This window comes from Haladaptatus sp. SPP-AMP-3, from assembly GCF_049568665.1.
Taxonomy (GTDB): Archaea; Halobacteriota; Halobacteria; order Halobacteriales; family Haladaptataceae; genus Haladaptatus; species Haladaptatus paucihalophilus.
The window spans coordinates 254,137-272,520 of the sequence record NZ_CP145900.1 but is presented as its reverse complement, the minus strand read 5'-3'; the positions used below and the strand labels follow the sequence as shown (position 1 = coordinate 272,520).

The 18,384-nt window shown below is 57.1% G+C and carries 19 protein-coding genes and 3 pseudogenes; 12 read left to right on the top strand and 10 right to left on the bottom strand.

The features are described from left to right. Positions 1 to 23: 23 nt before the first annotated feature. The 4 genes from rdfA to V5735_RS20160 all read right to left on the bottom strand — a co-directional run bounded on the left by rdfA (position 24) and on the right by V5735_RS20160 (position 3,925). The gene (gene rdfA / locus V5735_RS20175; RefSeq protein ID WP_423746567.1) at positions 24 to 665 is read right to left on the bottom strand and encodes a rod-determining factor RdfA; all 642 of its coding nucleotides are present in this window, start codon (positions 663 to 665) and stop codon (positions 24 to 26) included. A 117-nt stretch (positions 666 to 782) separates the two neighbouring features. Further along, entirely contained in the window at positions 783 to 2,066 is a 1,284-nt protein-coding gene (locus V5735_RS20170; RefSeq protein WP_423746566.1) for a sensor histidine kinase, read from the bottom strand. 322 nt (positions 2,067 to 2,388) lie between these two features. Then, positions 2,389 to 3,147, bottom strand: coding sequence for a sugar phosphate isomerase/epimerase family protein (locus V5735_RS20165; protein WP_423746565.1), 759 nt, complete (start codon positions 3,145 to 3,147; stop codon positions 2,389 to 2,391). A gap of 34 nt (positions 3,148 to 3,181) precedes the next feature. After that, positions 3,182 to 3,925, bottom strand: a complete 744-nt coding sequence (locus V5735_RS20160) for a 2-phosphosulfolactate phosphatase (RefSeq protein ID WP_423746564.1) — start codon at positions 3,923 to 3,925, stop codon at positions 3,182 to 3,184. A gap of 263 nt (positions 3,926 to 4,188) precedes the next feature. Here V5735_RS20160 and V5735_RS20155 point away from each other — a divergent pair. Continuing rightward, positions 4,189 to 5,847: pseudogene (locus tag V5735_RS20155) on the top strand (transposase). Between the two features lie 334 nt (positions 5,848 to 6,181). On the opposite strand, the pseudogene V5735_RS20150 reads toward V5735_RS20155, so the two are convergent. The 3 genes and pseudogenes from V5735_RS20150 to V5735_RS20140 all read right to left on the bottom strand — a co-directional run. Continuing rightward, a pseudogene (locus tag V5735_RS20150) lies at positions 6,182 to 6,457 on the bottom strand (helix-turn-helix domain-containing protein); the annotation flags it as partial. A 7-nt stretch (positions 6,458 to 6,464) separates the two neighbouring features. Continuing rightward, the gene (locus tag V5735_RS20145; protein WP_423746563.1) at positions 6,465 to 6,812 is read right to left on the bottom strand and encodes a hypothetical protein; all 348 of its coding nucleotides are present in this window, start codon (positions 6,810 to 6,812) and stop codon (positions 6,465 to 6,467) included. A 218-nt stretch (positions 6,813 to 7,030) separates the two neighbouring features. Continuing rightward, positions 7,031 to 7,501: pseudogene (locus V5735_RS20140) on the bottom strand (hypothetical protein); the annotation flags it as partial. A gap of 746 nt (positions 7,502 to 8,247) precedes the next feature. Between V5735_RS20140 and V5735_RS20135 the strand changes: the two are divergent. Continuing rightward, positions 8,248 to 8,511: a hypothetical protein gene (locus tag V5735_RS20135; RefSeq protein ID WP_423746562.1), complete on the top strand. Its 264-nt coding sequence runs from the start codon at positions 8,248 to 8,250 to the stop codon at positions 8,509 to 8,511. Position 8,512: 1 nt separating this feature from the next. Beyond that, a complete protein-coding gene (locus V5735_RS20130) occupies positions 8,513 to 8,908 on the top strand; it encodes an FAD-dependent monooxygenase (protein WP_423746561.1) in 396 nt (131 codons plus the stop codon). Between the two features lie 59 nt (positions 8,909 to 8,967). On the opposite strand, the gene V5735_RS20125 is transcribed toward V5735_RS20130, so the two are convergent. Both V5735_RS20125 and V5735_RS20120 read right to left on the bottom strand, forming a co-directional pair. Next, on the bottom strand, positions 8,968 to 9,342 hold the full coding sequence (locus tag V5735_RS20125) for a hypothetical protein (RefSeq protein WP_423746560.1): 375 nt from the start codon (positions 9,340 to 9,342) through the stop codon (positions 8,968 to 8,970). Between the two features lie 327 nt (positions 9,343 to 9,669). After that, positions 9,670 to 10,176, bottom strand: a complete 507-nt coding sequence (locus tag V5735_RS20120) for a hypothetical protein (protein ID WP_423746559.1) — start codon at positions 10,174 to 10,176, stop codon at positions 9,670 to 9,672. An 86-nt stretch (positions 10,177 to 10,262) separates the two neighbouring features. On the opposite strand from V5735_RS20120, the gene V5735_RS20115 reads away from it, so the two are divergent. Both V5735_RS20115 and V5735_RS20110 read left to right on the top strand, forming a co-directional pair. Continuing rightward, positions 10,263 to 10,922: a helix-turn-helix domain-containing protein gene (locus V5735_RS20115; protein WP_423746558.1), complete on the top strand. Its 660-nt coding sequence runs from the start codon at positions 10,263 to 10,265 to the stop codon at positions 10,920 to 10,922. A gap of 60 nt (positions 10,923 to 10,982) precedes the next feature. Further along, positions 10,983 to 12,068 (top strand): saccharopine dehydrogenase NADP-binding domain-containing protein, encoded by a 1,086-nt coding sequence (locus tag V5735_RS20110; protein WP_423746557.1) that lies wholly within the window; start codon positions 10,983 to 10,985, stop codon positions 12,066 to 12,068. Positions 12,069 to 12,289: 221 nt separating this feature from the next. Here V5735_RS20110 and V5735_RS20105 read toward each other — a convergent pair whose 3' ends face one another. After that, on the bottom strand, positions 12,290 to 12,595 hold the full coding sequence (locus tag V5735_RS20105; RefSeq protein ID WP_423746556.1) for a winged helix-turn-helix transcriptional regulator: 306 nt from the start codon (positions 12,593 to 12,595) through the stop codon (positions 12,290 to 12,292). A 95-nt stretch (positions 12,596 to 12,690) separates the two neighbouring features. Here V5735_RS20105 and V5735_RS20100 point away from each other — a divergent pair, with 95 nt between their 5' ends. The 7 genes from V5735_RS20100 to V5735_RS20070 are packed head-to-tail and all read left to right on the top strand — an operon-like array spanning position 12,691 to position 18,304. Continuing rightward, on the top strand, positions 12,691 to 12,897 hold the full coding sequence (locus V5735_RS20100; protein WP_423746555.1) for a hypothetical protein: 207 nt from the start codon (positions 12,691 to 12,693) through the stop codon (positions 12,895 to 12,897). A gap of 5 nt (positions 12,898 to 12,902) precedes the next feature. Continuing rightward, positions 12,903 to 13,631: a type 1 glutamine amidotransferase gene (locus tag V5735_RS20095; protein ID WP_423746554.1), complete on the top strand. Its 729-nt coding sequence runs from the start codon at positions 12,903 to 12,905 to the stop codon at positions 13,629 to 13,631. Beyond that, positions 13,624 to 15,000: a glutamate-1-semialdehyde 2,1-aminomutase gene (gene hemL / locus V5735_RS20090; protein WP_423746553.1), complete on the top strand. Its 1,377-nt coding sequence runs from the start codon at positions 13,624 to 13,626 to the stop codon at positions 14,998 to 15,000. Before V5735_RS20095 ends, hemL begins: the two co-directional genes overlap by 8 nt. Before the next feature lie 14 nt (positions 15,001 to 15,014). Then, positions 15,015 to 16,307 (top strand): serine hydroxymethyltransferase, encoded by a 1,293-nt coding sequence (gene glyA, locus V5735_RS20085; protein WP_423746552.1) that lies wholly within the window; start codon positions 15,015 to 15,017, stop codon positions 16,305 to 16,307. Then, positions 16,300 to 17,031, top strand: a complete 732-nt coding sequence (locus V5735_RS20080) for an MOSC domain-containing protein (protein WP_423746551.1) — start codon at positions 16,300 to 16,302, stop codon at positions 17,029 to 17,031. Before glyA ends, V5735_RS20080 begins: the two co-directional genes overlap by 8 nt. 41 nt (positions 17,032 to 17,072) lie before the next feature. Continuing rightward, positions 17,073 to 17,453, top strand: coding sequence for an aspartate 1-decarboxylase (gene panD, locus V5735_RS20075; RefSeq protein WP_423746550.1), 381 nt, complete (start codon positions 17,073 to 17,075; stop codon positions 17,451 to 17,453). After that, positions 17,450 to 18,304: an MOSC domain-containing protein gene (locus tag V5735_RS20070; RefSeq protein ID WP_423746549.1), complete on the top strand. Its 855-nt coding sequence runs from the start codon at positions 17,450 to 17,452 to the stop codon at positions 18,302 to 18,304. The genes panD and V5735_RS20070 overlap by 4 nt, the downstream gene beginning before the upstream one ends. The last annotated feature ends 80 nt before the right edge of the window (positions 18,305 to 18,384 follow it).

The window sequence follows — 18,384 nt, the reverse complement described above, 5'->3', positions numbered from 1 at the left end:
TGGGTTTCCGTCCGGGCGGGGGCTCACTGGCAATCACAGCCGCCTCGAGAGAGGAGGTCGACAACGCTGTACTGGGAATTGCAGGTCGGACAGTGGACCTGGACATCGACGTAGATCTCCGCATCGGTGTCGTCGAGGACCAGTTCGTCGGCGTCGATCAATTGTGTGAGTACTCTGTCGGTGACGCGTTCGACACGGCCGTTCAATCGCTGGAGGGTCTGGGTTCGCCGATCGAGCAAGTCCTCGTCCTCGGTCCCGGACGGTGCCGAGACACCGCGGTGGTTCGTCAGGTAGGTGTGGATCGCCCGGTGTGAAACGAAGTCGGATTCTAAGTCGTCGGCGTCGACGCCGGCGTGACGGAATTCGTGAACCGCTTTCGTCCGAGCGCCGCTGGACACGTCGTCGTCGGTCAGCAGGCGGTAGAGGTTCGCAGCCTCGCCGTCGACGACGGACTCGTTCTGGGCTTCCAGCGCCGCGGCGATCAATCGTCGATTGAACGCGTCCGCCAGGTCCCGGAGGCTCGACCGCGCCGCGCTCGTCGTGGTCCAGCGCCGTTCCAGTTCGGCGCCAAAACCCGTCAGCTCGTACTGCTCGATCAGGCGAGCGACCTTGCTGTCGGGCCCGCGCTTTCCGCTCGATCCGCCGTCGTTTTCGGATTCGCTCACTGTATTGGTTTACTTATCGGGGACGGTTAAGAAGTCGTGTGCTCGCTCCCTCAATGGCGGCGGGTCGATCCCTGTCACGTGGGTTCAGGAGCACGGGGGATGTGACGGTAGGTGGGGTCAGCGGTCACTGGGATCGACGGTCCCGTCACCGGCTGAACCGACGACGGACCCCGGTGCGGTATCGAAATCTGCGTCGGACTCGGTAGCGAAGTTCCGGTGGTTACTGACCGTCTCGTCGATGGTTTCGGCGCCCTCTCGGATCTGCGCGTCGGCACTGGACTGATCGGAGTCGACTACTCGCAGGACGACGACGAACGCCGACTCGTCTCGGTCGTCGTCGACGAACACGTCCCCGTCGAACTGCTCGACCAGTGCGCCGACAAGCGACAGTCCGAAACTGTCGTCCGAACCCTTCGCGATGAGGTCGTCGTCCTCGAAAGTGCCCGGTTCCCCAGGGGTTCGGTCGAGTGGCGTGGGTGTTGCAACCCGCACCGATACCGTCGCGTCGGATCGCTCGGCGCTGACTCGGACTTCCGTCACGTCGTCGTGCTCGGCTGCGTTGACTAAGAGATTCCGGAACACCGCGGGGAGCATACTGTGTGCGAGCACGTCGACGTCGGGGATCGACCCGTCGACCTCGACGTTCACTGCCCCGTACCGGGCTCGAATCTTTTCGAGTTCGTTCTCGACGGTTGAGGCGAGCGGCTTCGGTTCCAGTTCGGCCGTCGCCGTCGTCGTCGTGATCACGTCAGTGAACTCCGCCGCACTCTCGGTGAGGTTTATGATACCGTTGCTTGCGGTGACGATCCGATCAAGCCGGTCGTCGGCCGCGTCCCCCTGTTCTTTCTTCAGCACCGATGCCCACCCCCTGACGACCATCGTGTCGTTGCGGATGTCGTGCTGGAGGACGCGGTTGAGTATCGCGAGCCGTTCGCTCCGTCTCGAGAGTTCCGCCTCGCGCTCCCGACGAGTGACCGTCCAGCGGTAGATACCGGCGACGAGCAGGACGGCGCCGACCGTCTGCGCGCCGTTCTCGAACACAGTCGTGAACCACTCCGGATGGTCGATCACTTCGTCGAGCCAGTCGGTCAGCGCGAACAGGAAAAAGACCGATACGCCGCTCATCAGCGGCCGATAGACCTGCGTCTCGTCGACGCGGGTGACAAGGAAGAGCGCGACTGCCAGGACGGCCACGACCATCCCCTCCCCGATCACGTCCAGCGGCGACGGCGGCCACTCGATCGGAAAGAGGACGAACTGAACCATCGCCGTGGCTGTCGCCAGACCGATCACCAGATGTGGCGTGTAACGGCGGCGTACCGACTGATCGTCGGCCTCCTCCCCGAGCGCGGGCCAGTTGAACGGATTCTCGTCCACCCGGTCGTCGAAGGGCCCGGTCATTTTTCGACTACCGTCGCCCGGATCCGGTTCGGGGAGAACCGCCACGAGAGACGGCGCTCCCGACACCGCGTTCGACCAGGTCGCCGGACGGAGACAGTTACACGCCGAACCATGGGGAGACTTTTGAGAAAACGGAATAAATCAGCTGCTATGAGAAAACAATAGCTGTAATATTAATATATTCTAGTACGTAGCAGCCCTAAACGACTCCGTCCGTGTTCTCGCCAGGATGGACTTCCATGCGAGGCCGAGTTGCAGGTGACGCTCCGGACCCTCAGCAGCCTGCGAGTGCACGGTATCCGAGAGCGGTATTTCCGGACCGTCAGGGTTCGGCGGTGGAACCGCTGACACAGCGTCGAACGTCGTCCCGGGATTTCATCTCCAGAACGTTGTACGCAGCTCCGATCTCTGCGGCGACGGCACGGAAGGACGGGAGGGGATCGTGAGCGTCCGATTCGCCGTCGTTGTCGTGGAGGTGGGCGATGTGGACCTGGTCGTCGAACCGGTCGACGAACCGCGCGTAGTCGACGCCGGTGGCTTTTGCGTGGCCGACGTCGAGCGTGAGTTTGAGCGCGTCGGCGTCGACGCCCACGTCCGCCAGGAAGTTCGCGAGCCGCTCTGGCGTCGCGGTGTGGCGGTGCTTGTCGTCGGTGTCGCGCTGGTTCTCGAGACAGAGGGGGACGCCACGATCGGCGGCGTGGCGGGCACACGTCCGGATCGTACGGACGGCTTGGTCACGGACGTGATCGCGGACGTGCTCTGGATACCGTTTCCTGGCCGTGCCGCCGTGGACGATCACCCCGCCGGCGTCGATGTCCGCCGCGAGGTCGATAGCTGACCGAATCGCGTCGACCGTTCCCTGTCGGAGTCGTTCGTTGACGTTGCCCGGTGCGGCGTCGAGATGGGGCGCGTGCACCGTGTATGTCACGTCGTGCTCCTGAGCGATCCGACGTAATCGCTCCGCCTGCCGCTCTTCGTCCCGTACGTCAAGATAGCCGGCACGCAACTCGACGTGATCGAGCCCCATGTCTCCGATGAAATCGGCGAACGATTCGACGCCGACCGCGTAGCGAATGTCCATCGATGCACCGAAGCGTCTGGACGGCTGGACTGAATCAGACATCGACCCGCTCCGCAGGCACGAGCCGGTCGCCTCGGAGTACCGGGACGACCGACCGGGAGTTGATATCCGTCTCGTAGTCGTGGAGGTCACGCTGTCGAACTTTGTGTTTCTCGTCGTAGCGTGGTCCTTTGCTCGTGACGAGAAGGCGGGCAAATCGGTCGCGTTCCCGTTCGCTCAGCCCATCGAGTGCAGGATCGAGGTGCCGGTCGATGAGCGCGGCCCCGAGTGTGTCGTCGATCGTTGGATCGCCGCCGGAGCCACAGCTCACGATGGTGAGCGGGCGGTCACGGTCGGCGAGCAGGTTGGCGACCGCTGCGGCGTTCGTGTATCCCCCGACGAATACCTCGACGTCGTCATCGCCGCGGTCGCGGAGCATGGTGACAGACCGGCCGCCGTTCGTCGATGTCATTGCCGTCGGCCGTCCCTCGACGTCGAGGTTCTGTACGTAGCTCGGCGAATTGAAAAAGTCGTATCCTGGTTCGGGATCGTACGATTTGGTTTTGCTCCCGCCAATGAGACAGTTTGGATTCTCCTCCTTATAGGCGAACTCGTCACCACGTTCCTCGGTTACATGGACGTACTTCGCATCGAGGGAGAGAAGTTCGGTAACGGTCGCAGAAAAGTGGGTCACGTCGACGACGACATAATCTCCTGCAGGTGGATCTGTCGGAATATTCTCGCAGCCTTCTATAATCCGATCGTTGAACGATTGATTTGAGGGTGTCCGCGCTGACATCGAAATATGGTCCGAACAAATAATATAAAATAGTGACTATGATCTATATATAGTAGAATACCAGCCCCTATACCAAACTTTTGCCGAGGCAATCGCAGTCTATGACGACTTCTGAAGTGGGCCACGACCTCACAGCATTTTTACTACTATCATTCTCTGCATTCATGAATTTCGCCTGCTTGTCTAACCCTCTGTAGTTCAGTACTTTGTTTAAGTAATTGACTTGGACGAACTCTTGGTAGGTACGACTCCGATATCGATTGATGACTGCAACAAGGAAATCACAATGTGATGCGTTTCGGTCTATTTCTCAGACCTCTTATTACGAGTGGCCTGCCCACGATTCGACTCCATTCTACGATCATAGCTCTCTCGACGTACTCGAAGAGGATATCCGGACTGTCGCTGTGGCTTGGTTCTCGCATGAGGTGCACGATTCAGTTGATGATTTGGTTTGTGGATTACCACTGCAATACGTCAATTTCGATGCTCACGACCGATATAGCGGATCGACGAAATTCGGAATGAGTCTGCTCTTCCGCATGTTTCTGCTCAAGGAACTCCATGGATGGGAACACGAGACAGCACTTCTCGAGTACCTCGCACAACGACCTCCAATCCGAGAGCAACTCGGGTTCGGGGCTCTGCCCGATCAGTCGACACTGTGGCGAACGTGGCACTACCGCTTCCCGACCGATTTGGGAGAGACGATCACCGAGAGCGTACGAACTGTTCTCAAACAGGCGGATCGAAGAAACGTCGAAACTCCACGTACGCCACTCCAATCCTCCGGTTATCATGTCGTAGATAGCGAGAACGAGTTCGGTAGACAAACGCTACTCGATAGTGCTGACAAACTCACAGACCACCTTGTACGAGTCGTCTATCCTGCATTCTCGCTCGGCCGTGACTCACACTGTGAAATTCACGCAAATGCATTCTGGGACTTACAGACCTATCTCGGACTTCGAGAAAACTTAGCGGCCAATGAAGGTGTACGGTGTTTCATACTTGAATCCCGGCGAGACCGAACTCCACTCGGACATACTCATCGAACATACCTTCGTGATCTCTCTATTAACGAAATCCGCGAGATGTATCATGAGGCAATCGGTCGGTTGCTAGATCAAGTTGCCGAGACAGATGCGTATCATCACGCTGGTATCGTCGCGATCGACACGACTGAAGATAATCCATTTACAGGAGATCGTACCGGACATGAAGCGGAGATTATCGGGACAAAAGACGGTGAATACGCCTATCAGTGGGCAACGATTCAGCTCGTCGGCAATGCAGTACCGATTGTTTTGGACCCTCGACCAGTTCGGAAGGGTGATACTCGCTTGGAGATTGTCCGAGACCTCCTGGATTCAGCGCAAGAGCACGTTCTCGTAGATAATGTATTGATGGATCGCGAATTCGACAGCCAGCACCTCTTGGAGGAAATTGACCAGCCTGGGCTTCAATACGTCGTCCCAAAGCGAATGCAGACGAGTGGGCAAGCCCAAGCAAAGCGATTACTGTAGTGGGATCAAGACCGGTACGTGACTGACCGGAACCTCTTATTGAACGACGATGAGCGGCATGGGACAACGCTTGTGTACCGACGCAGGGCCAACTCCAATTGCACGGATTATCGCCAGTATTCGGTGTTTATGACGAACGGGGATCCGAGGCTGTTGCGAGAGTATGGACATCGCTGGGAGGTCGAAAGTGGGTATAAGAGCGTCAAACGGTTCATAGCCGCGACGACGTCGAAGAACTTTGTACTGCGGTTCTTCTACTTCGCGTGTTTGCTGTACTCGATTTGGCGAGCAGTCGATCTTCTTGTGCAGGTCGAATTGACTGGCGAGTACGAGCGATCACCGATTGTGACGGCGAACACGGTTCTCACGTTGCTGAAGCAGACAAGAATTGGCTAAAGCCGAGGATAACATAGTGAACGCCCCTCGATGAGCGACAGCATTGGTCAAGCAGCGCGAAAATCGTGAGAATATTAGAATACTACCTAGAATTGATTCTTAGATCCCGGTCTGCAATTGTTGTAGATCGATGGACCCGCCGAAATCGTGCATCCTGGGTACGCTGTTTCCGGTGTAGTCTCATCTTCCAGATTATGTCGATGTTGAGATTGGCGCACTCAATACATACACTAGCTTTTCAGGATTATCCATTTAGAGCTTCAATTGAATTCGCTTTTACCTAGCTATGCACATCTCGATCGGTTTTATTCCTCTCCAGAGATCTTTCTGTCTGTCAGTTTGGAAGAGGGGGCCACGTTGTCGCGACCGTTTCTTCGATGAGTTGAGTCTGTGCACGACGCAGTCGCTCAGAAACCGAGGATGCTGAAATATTCAGGCTTGTGGCAATCTCTTCTAAAGATGTTTGTCGTGGGATGGCGAAGTAGCCCAATTCGTAAGCCGCTCGGAATGCTTCTTATTGGCGATCGGTTAATCCATCTCTTGGTGATTTAGGTTCATTGTCTCGTGTAAGGAGATTTAATCGAAAACTGGCGGTACGCTGCCAGAAAGAGACACGCTTATCGGCTAAGTTCTTCGTGAACTGACTCGCCTTCCCCAGACTTCGATTCCCATTCCCACTCGTCTTCAACCCTGATACGCCCATCGTTGAGTAGTTCGACGTTTCCAACAGAGTGCCCGGTAGCAGTTTCACTAGCCTCGTTTATTTGAACGTACCGGACGTCCCACTGTTTTCCATCAAAGGTTCCAACTAAATGCCCGTCCACGATTGCACCACCGGAGTAATTCGCGTAGATCCGTTCTCCTTCTTGTTCGAAGTTGAACAGGGTATCAGCACCCACTTCTCCTGCTTCATCATTTGCCACTCCGGCAAGTCTGCGACCATCTAGTGAAATTTCATTTGCCATATTGTGACCGCTTCGGAGAGCAGAATAATGGTTTTGGTTGTTCAGTTATTTGCCTCGACTATCTAATCCCTCCGTCCGAACCATCAGAGGTCGGCTGTGTAGAGGAAGCAGCTACCGCTAACTATTGGAATTCTTTTTCCGTCACGTATCTCCACGCCTCGTATTCTTGATTCTCATAATATTCGTTGACGCCCTCTTTTACCGATGTACGGTCCACCTCACGTGAGCGCGATAATTAGCCAGACCGAGCTAAATAAATGGAACTCCTTTCCATTCCTTGGCAACAATAGAAGCCATACTAGAGATCTAGCAAAGTGATGATATTTGTTGTCTATTTGATGCTTGATTGTATGAACCAATGAGGAAAAGTACCACTTCGAAGTCAAATTGTACTCGCCGGTGCGCACGAGCGAGAGTTCGAAGCTGTCGGGGATCTCGCTTGTGACGTTCTTGAGCTCTGTTTCCGACCCCATGAAGGTCTCTCGGAGAGCGCGCATTTCGGTATCGGTAACGTATTCGAGCGGCCACTGGAGCACAATAGTGTGTTCGAACACCGCAGCGAGGAGAGCCGCCATCAACGGTGTCGATTCGTAGTGGACGTACGCGACCCCGTCACTCTCCACGGAAACTTCGTAATCTAGGACGCCAGGCGTCCGTTTGAACACGTCGCCGAGCGTCTCCATATTGCCACGAAACTGGGTAACTCGACGTGCGTCCCGTCGCCCACGGGATTGATGTAGTGTGTCGCCTCTATCTGGCCGTCATCGGCCGCAGCCACACCGTCATCAAGCGGGTGGAGCTGCCCGCGCTCCCAAGATAAAGTGACTGTTGCATATCTCATACGGTCTCACAGAGTCGATTGGCCCCGCGGTCGTCGCCGTTCGTCAACGAGGCTACGTGCTCTCTTCAATGCGCAGTATAAAGGGTTCTAGGAGCGTCGGAGTAAGCGCGACGGTTACACCACCCGAAAGACGAATCGACCATGAGAGCGAGCGAATGTGCGTTCTTCCACTACTGTACTGTCACACGATTAGTCCACAGCCTGCGGGGGTCTCGATGACTGACGAGGTCCGATACGGTGATGATTTACGAGTTCTCGTCGTCGGTGGTGGTATCGTAGGCTTGACGTGCGTGGGACTGCTCGAACGCCGCGGATTCTTGCCAGATGTCGTTGAGAAGATCGACAGCTACGGGGGCATCGGTTACGCTCTCGGTCTCTGGCCAGCGGGGTCAAACATTCTGAAAGGTCTCGATGCGTACGAGGAGTTCGAGTCTCGCGCGAACCTGATGCATACGTACACGCTCCTCAGCGACAACGGAACTCCACAGCTACGACCTGCGTCCACTCGCCAAGGAGAACGGGGAGCCGCAGCTCATCTGGCGGCCACGCCTCATCGATGTTCTGCGCGAAACAGTATCCACCGAGAACATTCGAATGGGGACGACGGTGACACACCTCCGCCAACACGACGGCGTGGTGGACATGTCATTCAGCGACGGAACCGAGGAAACGTACGACCTCATTGTTGGCGCGGATGGGATTCATTCGGCGGTCCGGAAGATGGTGTTCGGGGATATTCCGCTACATTACGCGGGGATGACGAGTTGGGCATTCTGGGTCGAGAGGAAGTTAGTTGAACGTGGTGTTATCAAAGAACACTGGGTGGATGGTCGGATTCATTCCGGACGTTCTAGATGAAATGGAGACAAAGGACGCAGACGCCATCTGGCACGACGACTTCCACGACTTCCAGATGAACGAGTGGACGAAGGACCGCGTGGTCCTCATCGGTGACGCCGCACACGCCTCATTACCGACCGCGGGAGTCGGTGCATCGATGACGATGGAGTCCGCTGCCGTCCTCGCGGACGAGTTGACTCGCACCGACTCGGTCTATCTCGAGCAGGCGCTTGAACACTACGTTGCGCATCGCCGCGACCGCGCGGACGACCTCCAGAAGAAATCCCGCCAAATTGGGACGTTCGCTCTCTTCGATCATTCGCTGCTCACCACGGTACGAGATCAGGTCGTCAGATTCTACTCTCAAGAGTGCATGGAGGACTACTTCCGTGATTTCCTCTCCAGCAAAATCTAAAGTGATTAGATAAATATGAACGAGAGGCATTGTTTGAAGGGTAGATAAGTCCTCGAAGATTACTCCATGGCGGAAGATGCCTCTCGCTGGAATTCAATGTAGATGAGCTCATCATCGCCAATCGTCCAACCGCGGTGACCCGGCGGTATCGCCGCTCCGCTCCCGGTTCCGACCTCGTGTTCGGCCCCGTCTTCGAGTTCCAGACCAAGTGTCCCAGACACAACGAGGATGTAATGTGATTTCTGGCAGTATTTGTCATTCGTATTCTTGCTTTCATCACTGGATACTCCCCATCCCGATTCCAATGTTGCACGAGTCACTTTCATCTCGTTCAAAGAAACTGATTCGGAGTACCCGTTCTCGAACGTCGACCTCTCTCCTTCGTTTGATAGGTTTCGAACAACTAGTTCCTCTACTTCGTCATCTTTACTCATCTCAATCAATTTCTGAAGAAGTGAAATAAATTTTGGCACTATCTCTCTGGGGCACCCTCCATTCAGATGGCGTCCGACCACTGCTTCGCCCTCGACTACTCGCTGCGTACGACCACACCACAACGCTCGGTTGGACAGAAAACTCTATGGACAGCGCTGGATGGCTGAGACGGCGTTCTCGTCCATCAAGGAGGTTTCGGAGCCGCTGTCGGGCCGAACGCATGGGGTCGAGTTCCGTCGACTCGTGCTCACCGCCGCCCTACAACCTTGAACAATCACTCATACAGTGACCCCTACGCATTCTGTGGATTCAACAAGATAAACTGATCAGTTCACGGTGTCTTTCTCAATCACGTCCTTGAAGTATTCCAACTCAACGAGGGTGTGTTCATAGGCTTCCCGTTCAATGTCTCCAAAGACTGCCAACACCCTTTCGGCAGCTTTCCCTAGTACTGTCGGGGGAACGCGAGCCCAGACGCGGTGAGAGAGGCGAGTCTGTCCGTCTCTTGGCTCAAGCAGCATGGTTCCGCCCTCTTCAACAGTGAACACAAACGGGAGTGGAGGCAGCGTATACGTGCAGGTACCAATCCAGCTGAACCGTCGCTCATCGACGACGTCACGGAGATCTGCTTTAATCATTCCTTTGACCGGTCCGACCCACTCTCGCTGATAGAACCGGAGTCCATCCCTAAGCGGCTTTTTCGGGTCCATGACGACCCACGTACCATCATGGTCTGGATTGGAGTGTTCCCAGAGGGTTTCAAACTCCTCCAGATGGGACCATACGGTTGCTGACGACGCATCAATCATGACCGTAGCGCTTGCTTCGATCATGTACTGTCAGTCTAGTCCCGATGAGATTGACACTATATCCGAGTATACTCGGGACATTCTTAAATTAGACTTACAGATAGAGTGCTATGCGTTACGCCACCGGGGTCCTCGTCTGGGACGACAGACACCTTCATCCGCTTGAAACGGCTATTGAAGCCAGTCCTGCCGTAACGATAGACAAGACACGTCAAATCAACAAAATCGGCGAGCAGTTCGTCGAATTGAGTGAATTCTCGGGGGACATGACTCGACTCGAACAGCTCCTCGGAGCCGAAGACTCTGTCCACGACTTTGAAGTCACACGAAAGACCGGCCTCGCATATATCGAGTATTACCAATCGCCGTCGATGTCCGAACTGTTTGCCATCCTCGCTGCGTACTCGCTTGTCCTCGTCCCACCGATCAAATATACCGATGAGTACAACGATCGTGGCGTTCGCCTCACGGTCGTCGGGACGGAATCCGCGATAACACAGATTACTACAGATTTACCCCCTTCGATTAAGCTCTATCCGGAGCGTGTCGGCGAGTACGTACCCGAATGTGGTCATCTTGAGGATCTGCTTACCGAGCGGCAACGAGAAGTGTTCGAGGCTGCCGTTGAGGCAGGCTACTATAAGGTTCCACGGGAAGTGACACACGAGGAGATCGCGGCAATAGTCGAACGAGCCCCAGCAACGGTGTCGGAGCAACTCCAACGGATCGAAGCCAATCTGCTGCCCCGCTATCTCGAAGAGTGTATCTAACAAATATGGTCCGAGTATACTCGGAGTCGGTTCTACTATCAACCGTCACGGAACCCCAGTATGTCCCGGACTGACGCGTCTATTCTCGTCGTCGGTGGCTACGGCACTATTGGCCGGACTGTCTGTACGGAACTCGCCGACCGTACACGGGGAAAGATACTCACTGCAGGTCGATCTCCGGAGAAGGCACGACGATTTGCAGATTCGGTCAATGGCGTCCAACCTCGGATACTCGATGTTACCGGCAGGACTGGTTACGCGGACGCTCTCGCCGACGTGGGGACAGCGGTCATGTGTCTGGATCAAGACACGCCACAGTTTGCGGAAGCCTGTCTTGAGCGCGGAATCGACTACGTCGATATCTCGCCGACGGACTCCCTTCTCCGAGAGATCGAATCGTTCGACGACATCGCTCGCGAACGAGAAGCGACTGCTGTACTTAGTGTCGGACTTTCCCCCGGAATGACGAACCTTTTCGTTGCCGAAGCGACAGACAAACTCGACAGTGTCGAGCGAGCGGACATCACCTTATTGTTGGGCCTTGGTGAGGCGTTCGGCCCCGATACAGTCAAATGGACTATCGAGGACGCTCTCGGTCCCTTCTCAGTTCGAAGTAGCGGCGAGCCCGTCTCTGTAATTGGTCTCTCCGACCCTCGGGTAGTCGATATCCCCGGGTGGGGACTCCGCCGAGCGTATCGTGTAAATCTCGCTGATCAGCACGTACTCGCCCGAACAACGAACATCCCGACGGTCGAAAGCAGACTGTGTTACGACTCTCGCATCGTAACTCGCTACCTTGCGATGTTACGCCAAACCGGACTGTATCAGCCGGCTGTGTCGTTGCTCGGGATCGATAGAATCGTCAAGCTGGCCGACGCCGTCCCGTTCGGTTCTCAAGAGTCGGTGATTAAAGTGGAGGTTCTCGGTCAGGTAGACGGCCGAGCAAAGCAAATCGAGCGGTGGGTTCGGGGACCTGACCAAGCCCGAGCGACTGCGATTGTGACTGCACGAGTCACCGAAGCCTTGGGATTGCCACAATCTACTGGTGTTCACCACATTCAGAATTTGTTCAGTAGCTCACCGCTCTCCGACGCCCTAGTTGAGGCCGGGTATACCGTCGGGCGGTCAGAACAGTGTAGAGACTAGGTTCGAACGGAGATGGTCATCATCAGACTCTTCTGTGCGGTCACTTCGTCTGATGTCGGTGAGCGGCGTCAGTTTGGATGCCATTTCCCGGTAAAAGAGCCACTCGATAAACTGACCGAAGAACGTGACGGCTTTGGCGTCGACGAGGTCAAGTTTGCTGTCGAATACGACGACGATTCCGCCAGATCTCCCGACTGACCTGGGGCTAATCCGTTGACAACCTACGAGTACCGAGATTCGAGGGCTTCGATTTGAGCGATTATTTCTGCGAGTTCGACTCCCTTCTCGGTCAGCGAGTACGTCACCGTCGGTGGCGACGCAGTCTCGTCAACGTCCCGGGCGACGACACCCACTCGCTGGAGTGCTTTCAGCCGCGTCGAGAGCGTACTCGCCGGCAACCCCTCAATCGTGTTCTTGATGTGGTTGAACTGGGCGTCCTCTTGGGACAGTAGTCGGATGATGTGAAACGTCCACTTACAACCCAGTACTTCCCAGATTCCGCTCCACTCTGTTTCCTCTATTCGCATGAGTTGACCTTGTTCAAAATCTCGGACCTACTGGCTTCAAAATTACTACTTGATTTACAACGCCAACTCGCCTCGATTCAGATAGGCGATCAACAATGAGCAACGAACCAATTCCGGGCTACGACCGCGGCGACGAGGATCTCCCGGCGCCACCGATCACGATGGACGAGTTCGATCAACTCAAGCGGTCGGTGATGTTCACCGTGGTGACCTCGAAGATCACCGGGACTATCCGGGTGATACATATCACTTCCAAAGCAGGCGCGCCGATGGAGTCCCGGAGCGTGACTCCTGCGAGGTAGTGACGATGCAGGTTCACTACCTCCAGCACGTCCCCTTCGAGGGGCCTGGGACGATCAGCGACTGGGCGACTGACCAGGGTCACTATCTGTCAGGGACGCACCTCTACGACAGCGAGTCGCTGCCCGACCTCGATACGTTCGACTGGCTGGTCGTCATGGGCGGGCCGATGAGCGTCCACGACACCGACGAGTATCCCTGGCTCGCGGCGGAGAAAGAGCTCATTCGGGCGGCGGTCGACGCTGACAAAATCGTCGTCGGGATCTGCCTCGGGGCCCAACTGGTCGCCGAGGCGCTCGGCGGGCGCGTTTACGAGGCCGACACCTCGGAGATCGGCTGGTTCCCAGTCGAGGCGACCGACAAAGCGGCCGCGTCGCCACTGTTCGCCGACTTGGGCGAGACATATGAGGTGTTCCACTGGCATGGCGACACGTTCGACCTCCCCGAAGGAGCGACCCGGATGGCCCGGACTGACGCGTGTGCGAATCAGGCGTTCGTCTACGGCGACCGGGTCGTCGGCCTCCAGTTCCACCTCGGATCCTCGTCGGGGACCGTCAACGAAATCATCGAAAACAGCGGCGACCTTCCCGACGAGCCGTTCGTCCAGGACGCCGAGACGATGCGGGAGGCAGTCGAAAAGATCGGACCGCTGGAGCGACGCCTCCGAACGCTGTTCGACAATCTCGACCGGCAGGTCACAGAGTCGGCATCCCAACGGGGATCGAACCGTGACTGATCCCGAGAACGAGCGGTTTCAACGTTCGGCCTCGGCGTCGGTTCGATTGTATAGCCGGGCGCTCGAACTGTTGGTCGGCGGGGTGAACTCCCCGGTCCGGGCCGACCCGCAGCCGCATCCGGCGTTCGTCGACCACGGGGAGGGTGCTCACCTCGTTGACGTCGACGGCAACCGGTATCTCGACTACGTGATGGGATACGGACCGCTGTTGCTCGGCCACGACCTGCCGGATGCCGTCCAGGAGGTGATCGCAGCGACGGTCTCGGACGGCCCGATGTACGGCGCTCCGACCGAGCTGGAGGTTGAACTCGCAGAGTTCGTGATCGACCACGTTGACAGCGTCGAGACACTCCGGTTCGTCAACTCGGGCACGGAGGCCACCGCTGCAGCAGTCCGACTCGCCCGAGGGTACACGGCTCGAGACAAGATTGTCGTGATGCAGGGCGGCTACCACGGCGGCCACGAATCGTTTCTCGTCGAGGGCGGGCTCAACGAGCGCACGCCGGGCAGCGCGGGCGTCCCCCAGTCGTTTGTCGAGGGGACGATCCCGGTCCCATTCAACGACGAACAGGCCGTCCACGATGTGTTCGAACGCCACGAAGAGGAAATCGCGGCCGTCTTGACCGAGCCGCTGCTGGGGAACCGAGGGATAATCACGCCGGTCGAAGGCTACCACGACACCCTTCGCGAGTTGTGCGACGACCACGGTGCCCTGCTGATTTTCGATGAGGTAATCACCGGCTTTCGGGTCGGCGGGCTTGGGTGTGCCCAGGGGAAGTACGGCATCATGCCGGACCTGACGACGTTCGCGAAGGTTATCGGTGGGGGCTTCCCAGTTGGGGCGATTGGCGGCCCCGCCGAGGTGATGCAACGGTTCACGCCAACCGGCGACGTGTTCGAGTCGGGGACATTCAATGGCCACCCGGTGACGATGGCTGCCGGGCTTGAGACCCTGCGGTACGCGAAGGCAAACGACGTCTGGGGCCACATCAACGCTCTCGGTGAGCAGCTCCGGACCGGGTTACAGGATCTCGTTGAGGACCACGCGCCCGAGTATACGGTCGCGGGGACGGACTCGATGTTCAAGCTGCTGTTCACCCGTGAGCGCCCGGACGAGTTGAGCGGCCACTGCACGAGCGGCTGTGAACAGCGGTCAGACTGCCCCCGGTTCGAGACATGCCCGAAGACGGGTGCCGCCGTCGCCGCAGGAGCGACGAACCGCTGGAAGCGGGTGTTCTGGCCCGCGATGGCCGACCACGGTGTGTTGCTCACACCGAACCAGTTCGAGAGTCAGTTCCTCAGTAACGCTCACACGGAGACCGATATCGAGCGGACACTCGACGCTTATCAGGAGGTTCTTATCATATGACACATCGACAACCGATGACCGACGCCACACACCGCTATTCGACCGTCGCAGCGCAGGACCCCGCCGCCGCTGAGGCACTGGCCGGCGAACGCCGTCGTCAGCGTGAGACGCTCACGCTGATCGCCTCGGAGAATCACGTCTCCGAGGCCGTCCTCGAGGCCCAGAGTAGCGAACTCGCTAACAAGTACGCCGAGGGGTATCCCGGTGAGCGATACTACGCTGGCTGTAAGCACGCCGACACGCTGGAGCAACTGGCGATCGACCGGGCCCACGAACTCTGGGGTGCTGACCACGTCAACGTCCAGCCGCATTCGGGCACACAGGCGAACCAGGCGGTGTATCTGGCGACGCTGGAACCGGGCGATCAGATCCTCTCGCTCGAACTCAGTCACGGCGGCCACCTCAGCCACGGCCACCCGGCGAACTTTACTGGACAGCGCTACGAGGTCGAACACTACCACGTCGACGCAGAGACGGGCTACATCGACTACGATGAACTCGACAAAAAGGCCGCCCGGTTCGACCCAGATATGGTCGTCTCCGGTTCGTCGGCGTATCCGCGGTACATTGATTACGAGCGAATTCAGGCTGCTGCCGACGCGGCGGATGCCCTACACCTCGCCGACGTTGCGCACACAACCGGGCTGATTGCTGCCGGAGAACACCCCTCGCCGGTTGGTGTCGCCGACTTCGTCACGGGGTCGACCCAGAAGACCATCCGCGCTGGTCGGGGCGGGATCATCATGTCCCGTGAAAAGTGGGCCGACGAAATCGATACAGCAGTGTTCCCGGGAGCGCAGGGCGGACCACTGATGCACAATATCGCGGGGAAGGCTGTCGGCTTCGGTGAGGCGCTGGAGCCCGCGTTCGAAGAGTACGCTGCCAATGTTGTCAGGAACGCCGAGGTACTGGCCGATCGGTTCCAAGGACACGGCCTCTCGCTGGTCTCAGGCGGGACGGACAAGCACCTAGTCTTGGTCGATCTTCGCGAGTCCCATCCCGACGTGACCGGCGCGGAAGCGCAGGACGCCCTCGAACAGGCAGGCATCATCCTGAACAAGAACACCGTGCCGGGCGAGACGCGGTCGCCGTTCGTTGCCAGTGGTATTCGCGTTGGCACCCCCGCGCTCACGACCCGTGGGTTCGGCCCGGAAGCCATCGAAACCGTCGCTGACGCGATCATTCGAGTGCTCGACTCACCCGGGGAAGAGGCCACGCTCGAGGCGGTTTTCGAGGAGGTCCGGATACTCTACGACCAGTTCCCGATCTACGAAGACCAGGCTCATCCAGTCGGTGACGATGACTAAGGCACGGTTGCGTTCGATCCAGGTCGGAACGCCAGAGACCTACGGCACACGCGGCGCCGAGAACCCGATGGACAGACCGTGGGAGACGGCCTTCTACAAAGAGCCGGTCGACGGTGAGGTTTTCCTCGGTGGAACGGGCCTCGACGGCGACCAGCAGGCCGACCGCCGGCACCACGGCGGCCCGGAGAAGGCCGTCTGCGTCTATCCAGTCGAACACTACTCCTACTGGGACGAGGAGTTGGGGCTAGAACTTGGTCCAGCGGCATTTGGCGAGAACTTCACCATTGAGAGCCTCACCGAGCGTGAGGCGTGTATTGGTGATCTCTTCGAGGTGGGTGAGGCGACTGTCCAGATAACCCACTCCCGGTCACCCTGCTGGAAGTTGGCCCGGCGCTGGCGCGTTCCTGATCTCGCTATCCAATTCGAAGAAACAGGGTACACAGGCTGGTATTTGAAGGTAGTTGAGACTGGTCTGGTGGCGTCTGGACAGCAGATGAAACTGGTAGAGCGACCACACCCAGACTGGTCAGTCTCTCGGGCGACAAAGATCCGATACCGAATGCCTGAGGACCGGAAGCTGGCAGAGGAATTGGCTAATATCGAATCACTCGGGGAGAGCTGGACAGCAAAGCTCGCAGACCGAGCAGAAACAGGTACTCAGCCTGATTCTACCCCCCGGGTGTATGGACCGAATCTACCAGACGACGATGTCGATGAGGCATAGACTGACGAAAAGCTCCACACCAGCACGCAAACAAAAACATCATGCAACGAAACTATCTCCAAGCTAAAATTCATCGAGCCACGGTTAAGGGTACAAACATCGACTACGAAGGCAGCATCACGATAGGAGCTGACCTTTTAGAAGCCGCTGATATTTGCCCGCATCAGAGAGTACAGGTGGTCAACTGCACAAATGGGGCTCGTTTAGAAACCTATGTGATTCCTGGTGAGCCGACAGTAGTTCGATTAAATGGTGCAGCGGGTCGATTGGCTGAAAGGGGAGACACAGTCATAATCCTATCATACGGGATATGCGAACATGATGATCAACCCGAACCAACAATTGTCCGTGTGAACGAAAATAATGAAATCACCGACGTAGACACGGAGCATAGCTATGAACGGGAGAGCTACCGATCATGAGCGACACGTCTTTCCCACATCTCACTCGAATCGCAGTTCATCCGATTAAATCACTGGAACCGGTCACATTGCAAACCGCAGAAATCGGCGAAAATGGCGGCCTGCAACACGACCGCGAATACGCGATGTTTGATGACGATGAGAAGTACGTCAACGGAAAACGAACTGCTGACGTACACCGTATCAGGGCATCGTTTGATGACGCTATCCAGCACGTGACACTCCGTCAGGAAGGGAAGTCAGAAGAATCCGCACGTCGATTCAACCTGTCCGACGACTGGGCCGAGCTCGCTGACTGGCTCACCGAATATTTCGGCTATCCCGTCCATCTGAAAAGGGAATCAAAAGGGGGCTTCCCGGACGATACAGTTCTCTCGGGACCCACAGTGATTAGTACGGCCACCCTCCGCGAGGTCGCTTCCTGGTTCGACGGGTTGGACGAACACCAGATGCGCCTCCGTCTCCGAGCAAATCTCGAGATTGGCGGGGTTCCTCCGTTCTGGGAGGACCGATTATATTCCGATCATGACCACGGAGTCGCGTTTCGAATCGGTGATGTGACGTTTCGAGGCGCAAATCCGTGCCAGCGCTGTATCGTTCCAGTTCGAGATCCCCATACTGGCGAAGAGTATTCCGAATTCCAACGTCTCTTCATCGAGAACCGTGAACGGACACTTCCAGAGTGGGCAGACCGCGCACGGTTCGACCACTACTTCCGCCTGATGGTCAATACAAAGGTTCCTGAATCAGAGTGGAAGTCTGAGGTGGCGGTGGGAGATGAATTAGAGATACTGGGAAAGGTTCCTCTTGATGGACCGGTTGATGAAGCACGGAGTGACCGACCCGGTTAGCCAATCACTCTTCCTAATCACCCATTTGGAACCTAACTGAAAGAATAGGGAGGGAGAAAGTAGTTGTTCATTACCGCTTT